We start from the raw sequence: 15,085 nt of genomic DNA, 5'->3' as shown, positions 1-15,085 counted from the left end.
ATTTGACAAGTGCACGCTGTTGAGTTCTCAAGGAACGGACGCACCCACAGAAACAGTCACCTAGACCTACCCGTGAGGCAGTTCACTACCTTCACTGACCCCGAACTCCGGAACCACAGTGGGACCTCACGAAGAGATCAACCTCGGATGCCGGCTCGCTGGCCAGAACCAAAACCCTACACCATCCGGTGGAGGATTTGGGATGTTCACCACTTGAGAGGACGCGGGGCCTTTCGGCCGCTCCGCTCTCCCCTGTGGGGCGAACAAGTAATAAGTTACGCCGGATCGACCACGCCGTCGAATCGACACCCCGCCCCGGGCGTGTCGTTGCCGCTTTTTCCCTCGATCATCAGGAAAAACCCGGAGATACGCCGGGACTTCGGTCCGGACGGGATCGAGGGTATCCCGCGATCACGCAGCGAGGTGCAGGACGGCCGGCGCGCCGGCGGCGGCATCCATCGAACCGCCGGTGAACTCGATGCCGCCGAAGAACATCGCGCCGATGACGAGAGCGAAGACGAACAGGATCGCGAGGAAGATCACGGCGACGCCGGCGAGGGTGATCAAGAGCGGAAGTCGAGAAGCCATGACCCCATCCTGCCGTCGGCGGGACCATCGGGCCCGGGGCTTGCGGACGGCCCGGGAAGGTCCCCGCAACGACCGAAGGCCGGCACCCCAGAGGGGTACCGGCCTTCGATGCGGGACGGATCAGCGACCGGAGAGCTTCTCGCGAAGCGCAGCCAGCGACTCGTCGTCGGCGAGGGTGCCCTGGGCGGGCGACTCCGACGAGAAGGACCCACCGAACGAACCGGAGTCCGTCGGGTTGGCCGCCTCGGCCTCGATGGCCTTCGCGACAGCGGCCTTGTGGGCCTCCCAGCGACCCTGGGCAGCGGCGTACTCCTGCTCCCACTGCTCGCGCTGAGCGTCGAAGCCCTCGAGCCAGGCACCCGACTCGGGGTCGAAGCCCTCGGGGTACTTGTACTCGCCGCGCTCGTCGTACTCGGTAGCCATGCCGTACAGCGCGGGGTCGAACTCGGTGCCGTTGGGGTCGACCGACTCGTTGGCCTGCTTGAGCGACAGCGAGATGCGGCGACGCTCGAGGTCGATGTCGATGATCTTGACGAAGACCTCTTCGCCGACCGACACAACCTGCTCGGCGAGCTCGACGTGCTTGCCCGACAGCTCGGAGATGTGCACGAGGCCCTCGATGCCGTCGGCCACGCGGACGAACGCACCGAACGGAACGAGCTTGGTGACCTTGCCCGGCGCGATCTGACCGATCGCGTGGGTACGGGCGAACACCTGCCACGGGTCTTCCTGCGTCGCCTTGAGCGAGAGCGACACGCGCTCACGGTCGAGGTCGACCTCGAGGATCTCGACGGTGACCTCCTGGCCCACCTCGACGACCTCGGAGGCGTGCTCGATGTGCTTCCAGGAGAGCTCGGAGACGTGGACGAGACCGTCGACGCCGCCGAGGTCGACGAACGCACCGAAGTTGACGATCGACGAGACCGTGCCCTTGCGGACCTGGCCCTTGTGGAGGTTGTTGAGGAACGTGGTGCGCGACTCGGACTGCGTCTGCTCGAGCAGGGCGCGGCGCGAGAGCACGACGTTGTTGCGGTTCTTGTCGAGCTCGAGGATCTTGGCCTCGATCTCCTGGCCGAGGTACGGCGTCAGGTCGCGGACGCGACGCAGCTCGATGAGCGACGCCGGGAGGAAGCCGCGGAGGCCGATGTCGACGATGAGACCACCCTTGACGACCTCGATCACGGAACCGGTGACGACACCGTCGTTCTCCTTGATCTTCTCGACGTCGCCCCACGCGCGCTCGTACTGCGCGCGCTTCTTGGACAGGATGAGGCGGCCTTCCTTGTCCTCCTTCTGGAGGACGAGGGCCTCGACGTGGTCGCCGACGTTGACGACCTCGTTGGGGTCGACGTCGTGCTTGATCGAGAGCTCGCGGGAGGGGATGACGCCTTCGGTCTTGTATCCGACGTCGAGGAGGACCTCGTCGCGGTCGATCTTGACCACGGTGCCCTCGATGAGGTCGCCGTCGTTGAAGAACTTGAGCGTCTTCTCGACAGCGGCCAGGAAGTCTTCGGCCGAGCCGATGTCGTTGATCGCGACCTGCTTGGTAGCGGGAGCGGTCGTTGCGGTAGTCATGTAGTGGGTTGTCCTAGTTGGGTGGGTGTCGGGCTCCGACTCCTGCGCCCGTCGGTCCGGCGGACCGGGGCCGTCGGCATCCGCACGCCCGAGGGCGAACGCATGCCACGAGTCGAAGCGAAGCGGATTTGTTCGTGCGATGTCACGGGCCCGCCCGACGAATCGGGTGAAGCCCCACGAGTGACACTCCAGTCTAGCGCACGCTCCCGCCACCGCGGAGACGGCCTCGGCGCCGCACGTATTCGACGTCGCCCATCGAGGCTTCCGGAGCGCCGCGTGACGACTCGGCGGAGGGGAAGCACATCGGCGATTCGCCTCGGATCGGCGCTTTTCGCGGGGGCATCGGAGGGTTTGCGCCCAGGTGCCGTCCAGATTGGCGTGCCAGGCTCCCGGTTTCGTGCCCGCCGAACGCGGGTCGGACGGTGACACCCGCACCGCCCTCCCTCACGTGAAACCGGTTCTATGCGCTCTGATTCGACGTCCCTCACCAATCGTCGCTCCCGTCGCCAAGCCGCCCGCCGCTCCCGCCGTCGTCCTGTGACGACCGCGGGCGCTCTGGTGCTCGGCGTCGTCGCGGCCGCGGCCCTCACCGGCACGGTGCCCGCCGCCACGGCCTCTCCGGCCGATCTGTCGACCGCGACCTTCTCGCTCGCATCGACCACCACCCCCACCGCTCTCTCCGCCGCCCGAGGACCGGAAGCCCAGGAGGCACGCGCCGCGACCACCGCCGCGACCGCCTCGATGCAGGCCGTCACGTCGGTGCAGAACGACATCGCCGCGTCGGGTCTGGACATCGGCCAGCCCGCCGACGTCGACACCGCTGCGCTCGAGAAGGCGACCGAGCGTCTCGAGGCGGCATCCGCTCTTCCCGACACCTTCCTTCCGAACCTCTCCGACGACGTGACAGCGGCGACCACCGCCGTCGACCAGCGCGTCGCCGAGCTGCGCGGCGGCCTCGACGCCGCCGTGGCGAAGAAGGCCGAAGAGGAGGCCGCCGAGAAGGCTCGCCAGGAGGCCGAGGCGGCTGCTGCGGCGAAGGCCGCCGCAGAGAAGGCCGCGGCCGAGGAGGCCGCCTCGAACAGCGGCAGCGGCTCCGGCGGCTCCGGCAGTGGGAGCAGCGGCGGCGGCTCGTCGTGGACTCCCCCGGCGTCCGGCGGCGGCTCGGGCGACAACAGCCCGGGCGGTGCTCAGGCGACCGCGCGCGGCATGCTCGCCGGCTACGGCTGGGGTGACGACCAGTTCTCGTGCCTCGTCTCGCTGTGGAACAAGGAGTCGGGCTGGAACTACCAGGCCTACAACTCCGGCAGCGGCGCCTTCGGCATCCCCCAGGCTCTGCCCGGAAGCAAGATGTCGTCCGCCGGTGCCGACTGGGCCTCCAACGCGGGTACGCAGATCGCGTGGGGTCTCGGCTACATCTCGGGTCGCTACGGCAGCCCGTGCGGCGCCTGGGGCCACTCGCAGTCGGTCGGCTGGTACTGAGCTGAGCGGTGACCGGCTCGCGAACCGGTCACCGCCATTGCCACATCGAGCGCGTCGCGCCGGAGAACCCTCCGGCGCGGCGCGCTTCGCTCATCAGCGCGAGGTTCTCGGGGCCGGAGAACTCGTGCAGCACCGCCGGTCCGACGTGCACCTGCCAGGCACCGTGGAACCGCACGGCGTCGTCGCGACGGCGGCCGATGGCATCCGGGACCGAGAGGAACTGGCGCGCTCGGCCCCGGCCCGCGTGCTCCAGGACCCGGCGCACCCACCACGGCCCTCCCCCGCGGTCGATCTCCAGAACGAATCGGGGCGAGCGGACGGGTCCGCACAACTGCTCGACGGCGTGGGCGAAGGTGCGCTGATCATCGAGTCCGGCCTGCGGCATCCGGACCTCGACGCGGATCCCGTCGCCGCCTGCACCCGTGACCTCGACCGTCGGTGAGGTGGGGCGGGCGGCGACCCTGCCGCTCTCGGACAGCGCGGTCCACACCACCCTCGCGATGCGCATGAGGGTGGCCGGGGCGTCGCGGCTCTGCCGTCGCGTGCGACGCCAGGCACGGCCGAACGAGACGGACAGGAGCACCCCCGTCACGGCCGCGACCGCGGCGAGCGGAGCACCCACCGCCGTCGGCAGGAAGAACGCCAGCACGACGACGGCGGCCGGCAGCGCCACGGAGCCTCCGAGCCAGCGGCCCAGCACGCGAGTGGCGTCGACGGAGGTCGAGAAGGCCGGAGCGCGATGCGGGCGTTCGACGACCACAGCGGCCTCCTCCGTGTCCGCGTAGGGGGTGCCGACGCGCCACGCGGCGCGGGTGTCGGCGCGTGGAGGGACGCCGACGAGGGCATCGACGGCACGCACGGACGAGCCGGGGTCCTTCGCGAGGACGGCGTCGAGAGCCACGCGACGATCGCGATCGAGCGCCGCACCGAGACCGCGCACGACGGAGCCGGGACGATCGGCGTCGAGACCCCAGAGACGGGCGTGCTTGCGACGGAGGCGGGCGGCATCCGGTTGCGCGGAAAGAGAGGACGTGGGCGGCAGGATCGCGGTGACGGTCCAGTTGTGGGCCACTTTTTCCGGCCACTGCGGGTCGAGGCGCAAGGTGCGTCCGCGCAGCTGCTGCGTCGCGGACGCCGTCGCCACCGCGGTGAGGTCGACGAGCGTGTTGACCGCGGGGCAGTCCCAGCCTTCGCCGAAGAGTCCGCGCGTTCCCACCACCACCTCGATCTCTCCCGCGGCGAGCAGGCGCGACGCCGCGCCGGTGACCCCGGTTCCCGTCGTCCCGCGCACCTCGACGGCGGACGGGTCGTCGGCGCAGGGGATGGTCTCGAGCTCGGCGCCGAGCTCGCGGGTGAGGGCCGGAAGGATGACGGGCGCGTGGCGGGTGGAGACGCGCACGGTCGAGGACGTGATGAGGACCGCCCGCAACGCGGCGGTGGCGGCATCCGTCGAGAGGACGGAGAAGGTGCGCACCGCTCCGGCGGACCCGAGCAGGCCGCCGTGCACGTTCCCGTGCGAGACGAAGTCGGTCACGACGAGGGCGCGCAGACGGTCGCCGAGCTGCGCACGCTCGACGGCGAGGATGTCGCAGGCGCCGCGATCCTTGGCGAGAGACGAGGCCAGCACGGTGTCGATGGGGTCGCGGGTGCGCCGCACGCCGCGGTCGGTGAGGGCGTAACCGAAATCGGCGAGGAGGCGGCGCAGACGTCTCCAGTCGGCCTGACGATCGGGGTCGGGAAGCACCCGATCGAGGGCGTAGCGGCCGAGCAGACGCACGGTCTCGTCGGTGGTGGGTGCCCGACGGGCCACCGCGGGGAGCCTCGCCACCAGGGGATCGTCGGGGGCGATCTCCGAGAACATCGCCGCGGCGGCTTCGGCTCGCGCGAAGTCCGCCGAGAACGCCTCGGCCAAGCCCCGGTCGATCCGAGCGAGGTCGGCGCCCACGGACGTCGAGGTGCGGACATCGCGCGGTGCGGACGGCGGAGCGAGCGGATCGGCGATGGGGGCGGTGGCACCGGCGGGCGGCTGCAGCGCGTCGCGGAGGTATTCGCGTCCCGCTCCGACCGCGAACGTCGTGCGCAGCGCCTCGTCGAGGGCCGCGGCGTGCGCGGAGAGGAAGGCGCGTTCCTCGTCGGTCGGCTCGACCGCGTGCACCAGCTCGCGATAGGGAGCGAGATCGCCCTCGCGCACGACCGCGGGCACGGGCACCTCGAGGTCGACCTCGCCGAGGAGGGACACGTAGTTGTCGTACTCGTTCGCGTCGTCGGGGGACGGCAGCGTCGCCGTCAGGCCCACCACGAGCGGCTCCCGGCCCTCCGCGCGGATCCGGGCGACGAGAGCCGCCACGACGAGAGCCCAGTGGTCGAGGAGGTGGTGGCACTCGTCGAGCACGATCGTCTCGACACCGGCCTCGACGAGGCGGTCCATGAGGTCACGGGCGCGCGGGTGCAGCGCCGACGTGAGGGCGGCGGCATCCTGCCGGGCGAGCGTGCGCCGCACGGACCGTGACCGGGAGCGGATGCCACGCCGGTACGCCGCGGGATTCTTCTCGTTCAGGGTGTCGAGCCAGTCGTGCGCCTGATCGGGCGTGCGCTCGTCGCCGACGAGTTCGTCGGCCCACCGGGCGCGGGCGAGGGCGGTGAACGGCTGGGCGGTGTCGATCACGCTCACCGCCTGATACGTCAGGGCAGTGAGGTCGGCGGGCTGGAACGGGTCGTCGGAGACGGTCGCCTCGTCGTGGGCGAGTCCCCGGGCGGCCGCGACCCACTGGGCGCGGATGGCCGTGGTGGGCGCGAACACCACCGCGGGGCGACCGCGACGTGCGGCGAGAAGGAGCCCCAGAAGCGTCTTCCCGGCTCCGGGAGGGGCGATCAGATGGACGGGCCCGCCGGAATCCACGTCCACACGGTCGAGGGCGTCCGCCTGGTAGGCGCGCAGCGTACCGTCGAAGCGCCACGCCGACAGAGGACGGCGCGGTTCGGTCGACACCGCGCCAGTCTAGGGAGGCGTCCGGCGCTCACCGGCGGACCGACACCCCCGGAAAGGACGACGCGTGGATCTTCGCTGGCTGGACGCGCCCGCCGAGGAGGTCGCCGCCGCGCTCGCGGTCGCGGGCGACCGCCCTCGTCCGTCGTGGGTGCCGACGCGCCGTCAGGTGCTGCTGCATGTCAACAACGCCCTCGTGCTGTGGTTCGCCTCGATCGCGCTCGTCGGCATCGGCGTGCAGGTGGACGGCGTGCAGGACGGCCGGGTCACCGGGAACGACGTCGTCGCCTTCGTCGTGGTGCTCGGCGTGCTCGCGGTATGGCTCGTCGGGACGTTCTTGCTCTGGCGCTGGGCGCAGCGGCCGGTCGCGACGCGCACGCGACTGCGCCATGCGCGGCGGGACCTCACCGCCCTCGCGAACGGCTTCTTCCCCCGCCCGAGCGCGGCCGCCACGTTCTCGTCGCTCGTCACGGACCACAGCGTGGGTGTGCGCGAACATCCGCGTTTCGCCAGCGGCGACACCGAGTTCGGGACCGTGCGCGCCCGCGCGTCCCGTGCCCGGGCCTGGCAGTACGTGAGTGTGCGCCTCGCCTCGGCCGTGCCCCACCTCGTCCTCGATTCCCGGACGAACGGTCGCGGCGGTGAGCTGCCGGCATCCATCGACCGCGGCCAGCGTCTGCGACTTGAGGGGGACTTCGACCGCTCGTTCCACACCTACGCCCCGTCGGGGTACGGACCCGATGCGCTCTATGTGCTGACGCCGGACGTGATGGCGGCACTGGTGGACCACTCCCCCGGGTTCGATGTCGAGATGCGCGACGACCGCCTCGTCTTCTTCCGCGGGGCCGACGCCGACTACACGACCGCCGCGGACTGGGAACGGGTGGATGCCGTGCTCCGCCACGTCGTTCCGCGGATCGCCGCGCACGCCGAAAGCTACGTCGACGAGCGCGTGAGCGGCCAGGGGGCCGTGGAGCGCGTCGCCCGCACGCGGGATGCCGACGCATGGCGCCCGCCGCATCCGCTCATCGCCGCGGACGGTCGGAGACTGCAGGCCCGGACCCCGCAGACGGGACTCGGCCCCGTCGTGGCGCGGATCGCCTGGTTCGTCTTCCGCGGCGCGCTCTACCTGGTTCCGCTGGTCTTCGCCTTCGCCGGATTCATGTCGATCGTCGACGGTCGATGACCGCCCGGCTCACAGGCCGTTGCGACGGGCGATGACGCCGGCGAGCAGCGCGTGCGAGAGCGGGGCGATCGAGGCGATCATCAGGAGCGTGCCGAACACGGCCTGCTCGGCCTGCAACAGGATGCCGCCGATCAGCAGGCCGGTGAACAGCACGGCCGACACCACCCGGCGCACCATGCGTTCGAGCTCGAGCACACGACGTTCGATGCGGGGCGTCTGCACCGACACCGACCCGTCCTCGAAACGCTCGATGAGGTTGTCGACACGGCGCGGGAGACGCGCGGTGACTCCGGCGACCGCTCCCATCTCGCGCACGAACGCCTGCACGGTGTTCCCGCTCTCCTCGCGGATCAGGCGCTGGGCGTAGGGCTCGACGGCGTCCCAGATGTTGAAGGCGGGGTCGAGGGCGCTGCACATGCCGCTGGTGAGCGACATGGCGCGCACGATCAGCAGGAAATTCTCGGGGAGCTGGAAGGGCAGCGCGCGCACGACATCGCCGAACTCGATCGCGAAAGCGCGGAACTCCCGGGGGTCGACCTCCTGCAGTTCGGCGAAGCCCATGCCGCCGAACCGCGAGAACAGCTGCGTCATCGCGCGCTCGAGCTGCACGGTGTCGGCGGACGGCAGCAGCACGCCGACGTCGCGGATGCCGTCGACCAGCCCCTTGCCGTCGCGCGAGGCCGCGGCGATGAGCACGCGACGAAGGCCGCGGCGCAGACCCGGGGGCACCTCCCCCATCATCCCGAAATCGATGAAGGTGAAGCGCCAGGCCGGTGTGCCGGCGGCGGTCGTACCCCCGGTCGGGGTGACGAACACGTTGCCCGGGTGGGGGTCGGCGTGGAAGAAACCGTCGTCGAAGAGCTGGTCGAACATGACGGCGGCGAAGCGGGCGGCGACCTCGACGGGGTCGATCCCCGCGGCGCGGAGCGCATCGACGTCGTTGATCTTGATGGCGGTGACGTCCTGCAGGGTGAGGACGCGCCGCGTCGTGCGCTCCCACACGACCTCCGGCACCGCCACCCCCTCTTCGCCACCGAAATCCGCGGCGAAGCGCTCGGAGTTGGCCGCCTCGTGCAGGTAGTCGATCTCCTCGAGGCTCGTCACCGCGAACTCCTCGACGAGCGAGGGCATGTCGACGCGGTCCCGCACGAGGGAGACTTTGCTGAGCCACACGCCGACCTTGCGCAGGGCACGCAGGTCGACGTCGACGATGCGGTCGATCCCGGGCCGCTGGATCTTCAGGACCACGGCTCGCAGGCCGGTCTCGTCCGCGAGGGAGTCGGTCAGGACAGCACGATGGGCCTGACCGAGCGACGCCGCCGCGAGGGGACGCTCGTCGACCGAGGTGAAGGCGCGCTCCAGCGGCATCCCGAGTTCTGCTTCGGCGCGAGCGCGCATCTGCGCGAACGGGACCGCGGGCACCTCGTCTTGCAGCCCCTCGAGCTCCTTCGTGATCTCGGGGGGCAGGACGTCGAGGCGCGACGACATGAACTGGCCGACCTTGATCATGAGGCCGCCGAGGTCGACCGCGAGCACGTGGAAGCGCTGCGCGATGCGCTGGAGCCGACGGGTGCGGCCCCGGGCGGAGATCCACCCGAGGCCGAACCGCGGCAGGAACAGCTCGTACCACCACGCCTGGACGAGATAGCGCGCAGCGAACCGCGTGATGCGGCGGTAGCGGGCCTTCATGAGGGCGTCGTCGGTCATCGATCCTCCTGGATGCCGACGTGCGCCCCGCACGCGTCGAGCTCGGGCAAGCCTCAGCCCTGGGCGAGGATGGAGTAGAGCTTACGACGGGCCTCGTCGAGGATCTCGACCGCTTGCGCGACCTGCTCCTTGTCGCCCGTGCGCGCGACCTGCGCCGCTGCCTGGGCGAGCTCGACGCCCGCCTTGGGCAGCGCCGTCATGCGACCGCTGTCGCGCGAGGTCGCGGACTCCCAGGGCGCGGTGCGCTCGGTCGTCTCATCTCCCGCGGCCGCGCGGCCCTCGGGCGTGAGCGAGTAGGTCTTGCGCCCGTTCGACTCCTCGGACTGCACGAGGCCCTCGTCGGTGAGCAGCTGCAGGGTGGGGTACACCGAGCCGGGGCTCGGCTTCCACGATCCGCCGCTGCGGTCCTCGATCTCGCGGATGATCTGGTAGCCGTGCATCGGCTGCTCGAGCAGCAACGACAGCACCGCGGAGCGCACGTCGCCCTTGTTCATGCGCGGCGACGAGCTGGTCTTCTGCTCGAACTGCGTCCGCAGCTGCTCGAGACCCTCGAGGATGTTGGACATCGGCCACCCGGGGGTGTTGTTGCCGCCGCGTCCGCCGAACGCGTCTCCCAGGAATGAACCACTCATGACGACCTCCTTCGCGCGGACCCGATCTGAGTCAGCGATACATAACGATATATCGCTGAGTGGCCTCGCGGACGGTCGTGCGGGGAATTCTCAGTACCAGTTCACGGCCTGCGAGTGGCTCCACGCGCTGCAGGGAGTGCCGTAGCCGCGCGAGATGTAATCGAGCCCCCACGCGATCTGCGTCGCCGCATTGGTCTGCCAATCGGCGCCGAAGCTCGCCATCTTGCTCCCCGGCAGGGCCTGCGGGATACCGGTGGCCCCACCGTCGTTGTTGTAGGCCTGGTAGTTCCAGCCCGACTCCTTGGTCCACAGCGACGCCAGGCACGAGAACTGGTCACTCCCCCACCCGTACTTCTCCGCGGCGAGCTGCGCGGCGTACGCCTTGGCGCCGTCCGGCGTGTTCACGCGGGCGAGGGCCTCGGCGGCCTCCTGCTGCCGCTGCGCCTCCGCGGCGGCAGCGGCTTCGGCCTGGCGCTGCGCCTCGGCAGCCGCGTCGGCGGCGGCCTTCTCGGCCTTGGCCTGGTCGAGGCTCGTGCGCACCTCGGCGACTCGCGCGGTGACACGGTCGGCCTCGGTCTGGGCGTTCTGACTGAGCGCGGGCACGAGGAGCACGGGGAGGAGGTCGCGGGAACCGAGGCGGTCGACGGCGTCGCTGAGCGCTGCGGTGTCGACGGTGGCGTCACCGATCGACAGGGGCAGACCGGTTGCGGCGACGTCGGCCTGCACGGCGTCGGCGTCGGTCAGGGCCGCCTGCGCGTCGCCGAGAGCCGTGTCGGCGCCGACGGTCACGGCATCCAGCGTCGGGGCCGACGAGACCGGCAGAGCGGAACCGGGCGACGCGAAGGATGCGGCCGAGGCATCCGGCAGCGACACGGGAGCGGCGACCGCGAGTCCGGTCGTGGCGACGAGGCCGAGAGCCAGACCGGCGCAGGTGGCGGCGGTGACGAGGGTGCGACGGGCGCGGTTGACGTGGACGAGCTTCAAATCGGAACGCAGCAAAGAAGGAACTTTCGTCGGGGGCACGCTCGTCGGGATCGAGCGCGGGCTCGTGTCGTCGGGTCGACACAAGTCCCCGAGTGTGGGGGCCGGTTCTGAGCGTTATCTCTTCGTTACCTGAATGGACCGTGGGAGCGCGGGTTCTCCCGATGCGCCGACGGTGCCCGCGGACGCAGCGCGGTGAACCCCGGTGGAGCGGAGGCGCGCCGGTGCCCGCTTCCTGCCTCTGATCGGGTGTATCTCTGAAAGCCTCCAGCCGCCGAGCGCGAAGAGGCGCGACGCCGCCGATGGGCCTGCATCAATCCGCCAGCGGGCCGCCGGAAAAGTCGCGAAAAACTTCCCGAACGGCCCGCTGTAGCGGAGCGAACCGCTGCCGTCGGCCGGGCGCGGGCCCGCACGGCCGCGCCGGGCGCGCGTCAGCTGCGGTGGACGCGGTAGTAGTCGAGCAGCGAGCGCGTCGATGCGTCCTGTGCGGCGAGGGCGTCGTCGTCGCCCTCGATCGCCGGTGCGATCTGCAGGGCGAGCTGCTTGCCGAGCTCGACGCCCCACTGGTCGAACGAATTGATGCCCCAGATCGTGCCCTGCGTGAAGACGATGTGCTCGTACAGCGCGATCAGCTGCCCCAGCACGGAGGGCGTCAGGGCGGGGGCGAAGATCGAGGTCGTGGGCCGGTTGCCCGGGAAGGTGCGTGCGGCCACGAGCGCACCGGTGGTGCCCTCGGCCTCGACCTCCTCGGCCGTCTTGCCGAAGGCCAAGGCCTTGGTCTGGGCCAGGAAGTTCGCGAGGAACAGCCCGTGCACGTCGCGTCCGTCGTCGGCGAGGGGGTACGCCGGGTTGACGAAGGCGATGAAGTCGGCGGGGATCAGACGCGTTCCCTGGTGGATCAACTGATAGAACGCGTGCTGACCGTTGGTACCCGGCTCACCCCAGAACACCTCGCCGGTGTCGGTGGTGACCGGCGAGCCGTCCCAGCGCACGGACTTGCCGTTCGACTCCATCGTGAGCTGCTGCAGGTACGCCGCGAAGCGGTGGAGCTGCTGCGCGTAGGGAAGCACGGCGTGCGACTGCGCGCCGAGGAAGTTGGTGTACCAGACGTTGAGCAGACCCATGAGGACCGGCACGTTCTCGGCGAGGGGCGTGGATGCCACGTGCTCGTCGACGAGGTGGAACCCCGCGAGGAGCTCGCGGAAGGTGTCGGGGCCGAGGGCGATCGCGAGCGACAGACCGATGGCCGAATCGACGGAGTAGCGTCCGCCCACCCAGTCCCAGAATCCGAAGGCGTTGGCGGGGTCGATGCCGAAGGCGGCGACCTTGTCGAGAGCGGTGGACACCGCGACGAAGTGGTGCGCCACGGCCTCGGTGCGGGCGGTATCCGTGTCGTCGATCGCGCCGGCCGCCGCGAGCGTCTCCCAGAGCCAGTCGCGCGCCAGGCGCGCGTTGGTGAGCGTCTCGAGGGTGGTGAACGTCTTGCTCGCCACGATGAACAGCGTCGTCTCGGGGTCGAGGTCGGCGGTCTTCTGGGCGATGTCGGTGGGGTCGATGTTGGACACGAATCGGGCGTGGATGCCGGCGTCGGCGTACGGAAGCAGGGCCTCGTAGACCATGACCGGGCCGAGGTCGCTGCCACCGATGCCGATGTTGACCACGTGCGTGACCTTCTTGCCGGTGACGCCGCGCCACTGGCCCGAGCGGACGCGGTCGGCGAAGGCGCCGAGGCGGTCGAGCACCTCGTGCACGTCGTGGTCGACCTGCTGGCCGTCGACGACCAGGGCGGGCTCGGCCCCTGCAGGGCGGCGGAGGGCCGTGTGCAGCACGGCGCGGTCTTCGCTGGTGTTGAGGTGCGCCCCGCGCAGCATGTCGGCGAAGCGCTCGCGCACGCCGGTCTCGTCGGCCAGCGACAGGAGGGCGTCGAGCACCTCGGCGGTGACGAGGTTCTTCGACAGGTCGACGTGCAGATCACCCATCGTGCGCGACAGGGTACGGGCCCGGTCGTCGTCAGCGGCGAACCAGCCGCGCAGGTCGGGCTGGAACTCGTCGCGCAGGGCGGAGAGGCGGGACCAGGCGGCGGTGGTGGTGGGGTCGATAGGCGCAGTCACGGATCCCACGCTAGCGACCCGCGCGGCCCCGCACAGCGAGGATGACGAATGCAGGGGAAAGCGCTACGACGCGGCGGGGTGGGGAGGAGGGGTGAGGCTCACGGTCGGCAGCGCGATCTCGCGCCCGGCATCCCAGGTCTCGGTCCATCCGAGACGGTCGAACAGCCCGTCCAGCAGCATCGCGGTGAACCCCCACACGATCTGCGGGCCCCCCGCGGTGTCGACGGCGAATGCGGGGCCGCGCCATTCCCGCCCGTCACGACGGATCACCGTCGAGCCCCGCCGCGCCGGGTCGAGGAGATCGGCGACGGGAGCACGGAAGACAGCCGCGGATTCCGCCCGATCGACCGCGTGCACGGGAGTCGGCCGCGCCCACCAGGCGAGCACCGGGGTCACCTCGTGCTGGGAGAACGCCAGAGGGACGGGCGCAAGCGTGCCCAGCACCTGCACGCCCGCCGGGTCGAGTCCGGTCTCCTCGCGCGCTTCGCGCAGCGCCGCGCTCACGGCATCCTCGTCGTCCGGGTCGACGCGGCCTCCGGGGAAGGCGACCTGGCCCGGGTGGGCACGAAGGGTGCTCGCACGGGCGAGGAGGAGCACGTCCAGGTCGCTCGGCACGTGAGCGGCCCGACGTCTGCTCGGGATGCCGTCGAGCACCCCGAACAGGATGAGCACGGCGGCGGCCCGGGCCTCCCCCTCGACCGGCGACGCGCGCAGAGCCGGGGAGATGTCGCCGAGGCCACGCGCGAGGAGGTCTTCGAGCTGGGCGCGGGGCGAGGGCATACGTCGAGGCTACCGAGCGTGACTCCCCCCTCAGCCGTTACAGGCCCAGCCGTCTCCGTCGCGGTCGAGGTCGTACACGTCCGGCCCGACCACGCGAGCGATCCCGTCGAAGTACGACGGGCCGTTGCCCTTCCCTCCCGCGCAGTCGACGTCGGAGTCGATCGGCACACAGGCGTCCGCATAGCTCGGGTGGCATCCGTCGGACCCGGGCAGCTCGGCGGCGGGCGGGGGCGGGTCGTAGGTGCCGACGACGGAGACCTCGGTGACCGCCTCCCGGGTCACGGACTCCCGCAGGAGGGAGCGGGAGGTCTCGACTCCGTCCACCGTCGTCACCCGGAAGACCGACACCTTCTCGCCATCCGCACCGGCGACGTCGATGCGCGATTGCCCACGCGGCAGACCGTTGTCCTCGACCGACGTCCGGCCGAAAGGGATCGCGGATGCCACCGCCACCTCGGAGACGCGCGTCACCGGAGTCGGTGTCGGCTTCGGGGTCGGAGTCGGCGTCGGAGTCGGAGTCGGCTTCGCAGTCGCTCGGGGGGTTGCGGAGGCCTGCGCCGGAGGGACGGAGGACGTCGGCTCTGCGATCGGTGCCGAGGACGAGCGCGGTTCATCGACCGGCTGAAGAAGCGGGGCGGGTTCCGCGACAGTGACCGTCATCGGGGCGGACGTCAGGGCGACGACTGCCAGACCTCCCGTCCCCGCGACGACGAAGGCCGCCACGACGATGGCGGCGACCGCCGCTCCTGTCGAGCCGAAGCGCAGCCACGTCCGAGACCGGGTAGCGATCGCGACCACCCCGGTCACGACGACCGCCAGGGCCGCGACTCCCAGGAGCGGCCACAGCGCGAGGAGGACGGGGAAGGCCAGAACGACGACCAGGACCCAGACCCAGGTCGGGACGCGGCGCTTCCTCGGCGCGGCGGCGAGGGGCGACGTCTGCTGCCGCCCTCCCTCGCCGACCTGGTCCGTCCAGACGACGCCATCCCACCAGCGCCATCGCCGCTGGTCGGTAGGGTCCGGATACCAGCCGGGCTGCGGTTCGCTCATCGTCTCTCCC

11 protein-coding genes are annotated in these 15,085 nt (G+C 70.9%); 2 read left to right on the top strand and 9 right to left on the bottom strand.

Going from position 1 to position 15,085, the window contains the following annotated elements:
* Positions 1 to 411: 411 nt before the first annotated feature.
* Both AB0N80_RS13105 and rpsA read right to left on the bottom strand, forming a co-directional pair.
* Positions 412 to 588, bottom strand: coding sequence for a hypothetical protein (locus tag AB0N80_RS13105; RefSeq protein ID WP_363578935.1), 177 nt, complete (start codon positions 586 to 588; stop codon positions 412 to 414).
* Positions 589 to 708: 120 nt separating this feature from the next.
* Complete coding sequence (gene rpsA, locus AB0N80_RS13100; protein ID WP_315992894.1) at positions 709 to 2,163, bottom strand: 30S ribosomal protein S1; 1,455 nt, start codon at positions 2,161 to 2,163, stop codon at positions 709 to 711.
* A gap of 537 nt (positions 2,164 to 2,700) precedes the next feature.
* On the opposite strand from rpsA, the gene AB0N80_RS13095 reads away from it, so the two are divergent.
* A complete protein-coding gene (locus AB0N80_RS13095) occupies positions 2,701 to 3,642 on the top strand; it encodes a lytic transglycosylase domain-containing protein (protein ID WP_315992895.1) in 942 nt (313 codons plus the stop codon).
* Between the two features lie 28 nt (positions 3,643 to 3,670).
* On the opposite strand, the gene AB0N80_RS13090 is transcribed toward AB0N80_RS13095, so the two are convergent.
* Complete coding sequence (locus tag AB0N80_RS13090; protein WP_363578934.1) at positions 3,671 to 6,631, bottom strand: DEAD/DEAH box helicase family protein; 2,961 nt, start codon at positions 6,629 to 6,631, stop codon at positions 3,671 to 3,673.
* 64 nt (positions 6,632 to 6,695) lie between these two features.
* Here AB0N80_RS13090 and AB0N80_RS13085 point away from each other — a divergent pair, with 64 nt between their 5' ends.
* Entirely contained in the window at positions 6,696 to 7,814 is a 1,119-nt protein-coding gene (locus AB0N80_RS13085; RefSeq protein ID WP_363578933.1) for a hypothetical protein, read from the top strand.
* 9 nt (positions 7,815 to 7,823) lie between these two features.
* On the opposite strand, the gene AB0N80_RS13080 is transcribed toward AB0N80_RS13085, so the two are convergent.
* From AB0N80_RS13080 to AB0N80_RS13055, 6 genes are all read right to left on the bottom strand, one after another.
* Positions 7,824 to 9,521 carry an AarF/UbiB family protein gene (locus tag AB0N80_RS13080; RefSeq protein ID WP_363578932.1) on the bottom strand — a complete coding sequence of 566 codons (1,698 nt, stop codon included), beginning with the start codon at positions 9,519 to 9,521 and terminating at the stop codon, positions 7,824 to 7,826.
* 53 nt (positions 9,522 to 9,574) lie between these two features.
* The gene (locus AB0N80_RS13075; protein WP_315992899.1) at positions 9,575 to 10,153 is read right to left on the bottom strand and encodes a PadR family transcriptional regulator; all 579 of its coding nucleotides are present in this window, start codon (positions 10,151 to 10,153) and stop codon (positions 9,575 to 9,577) included.
* A gap of 90 nt (positions 10,154 to 10,243) precedes the next feature.
* On the bottom strand, positions 10,244 to 11,152 hold the full coding sequence (locus AB0N80_RS13070; RefSeq protein ID WP_315992900.1) for a phospholipase: 909 nt from the start codon (positions 11,150 to 11,152) through the stop codon (positions 10,244 to 10,246).
* Positions 11,153 to 11,565: 413 nt separating this feature from the next.
* The gene (gene pgi, locus AB0N80_RS13065; protein ID WP_363578931.1) at positions 11,566 to 13,245 is read right to left on the bottom strand and encodes a glucose-6-phosphate isomerase; all 1,680 of its coding nucleotides are present in this window, start codon (positions 13,243 to 13,245) and stop codon (positions 11,566 to 11,568) included.
* A 63-nt stretch (positions 13,246 to 13,308) separates the two neighbouring features.
* Positions 13,309 to 14,025, bottom strand: coding sequence for a CoA pyrophosphatase (locus AB0N80_RS13060; protein WP_315992902.1), 717 nt, complete (start codon positions 14,023 to 14,025; stop codon positions 13,309 to 13,311).
* Positions 14,026 to 14,055: 30 nt separating this feature from the next.
* A complete protein-coding gene (locus AB0N80_RS13055) occupies positions 14,056 to 15,075 on the bottom strand; it encodes a G5 domain-containing protein (RefSeq protein WP_315992903.1) in 1,020 nt (339 codons plus the stop codon).
* Positions 15,076 to 15,085: the final 10 nt, after the last annotated feature.

Origin of the sequence: Microbacterium sp. NPDC089188, assembly GCF_040685155.1 — a bacterium.
GTDB lineage: Bacteria > Actinomycetota > Actinomycetes > Actinomycetales > Microbacteriaceae > Microbacterium > Microbacterium galbum.
Note: the sequence above shows the minus strand (reverse complement) of the source record. Positions and strands in the feature narration are given on the sequence as shown.

Coding starts and splice junctions, on each gene's coding strand:
- AB0N80_RS13105 (WP_363578935.1), bottom strand. CDS start 588: ATGGCTTCTCGACTTCCGCTCTTGATCACCCTCGCCGGCGTCGCCGTG.
- rpsA (WP_315992894.1), bottom strand. CDS start 2,163: ATGACTACCGCAACGACCGCTCCCGCTACCAAGCAGGTCGCGATCAAC.
- AB0N80_RS13080 (WP_363578932.1), bottom strand. CDS start 9,521: ATGACCGACGACGCCCTCATGAAGGCCCGCTACCGCCGCATCACGCGG.
- AB0N80_RS13075 (WP_315992899.1), bottom strand. CDS start 10,153: ATGAGTGGTTCATTCCTGGGAGACGCGTTCGGCGGACGCGGCGGCAAC.
- AB0N80_RS13060 (WP_315992902.1), bottom strand. CDS start 14,025: ATGCCCTCGCCCCGCGCCCAGCTCGAAGACCTCCTCGCGCGTGGCCTC.
- AB0N80_RS13055 (WP_315992903.1), bottom strand. CDS start 15,075: ATGAGCGAACCGCAGCCCGGCTGGTATCCGGACCCTACCGACCAGCGG.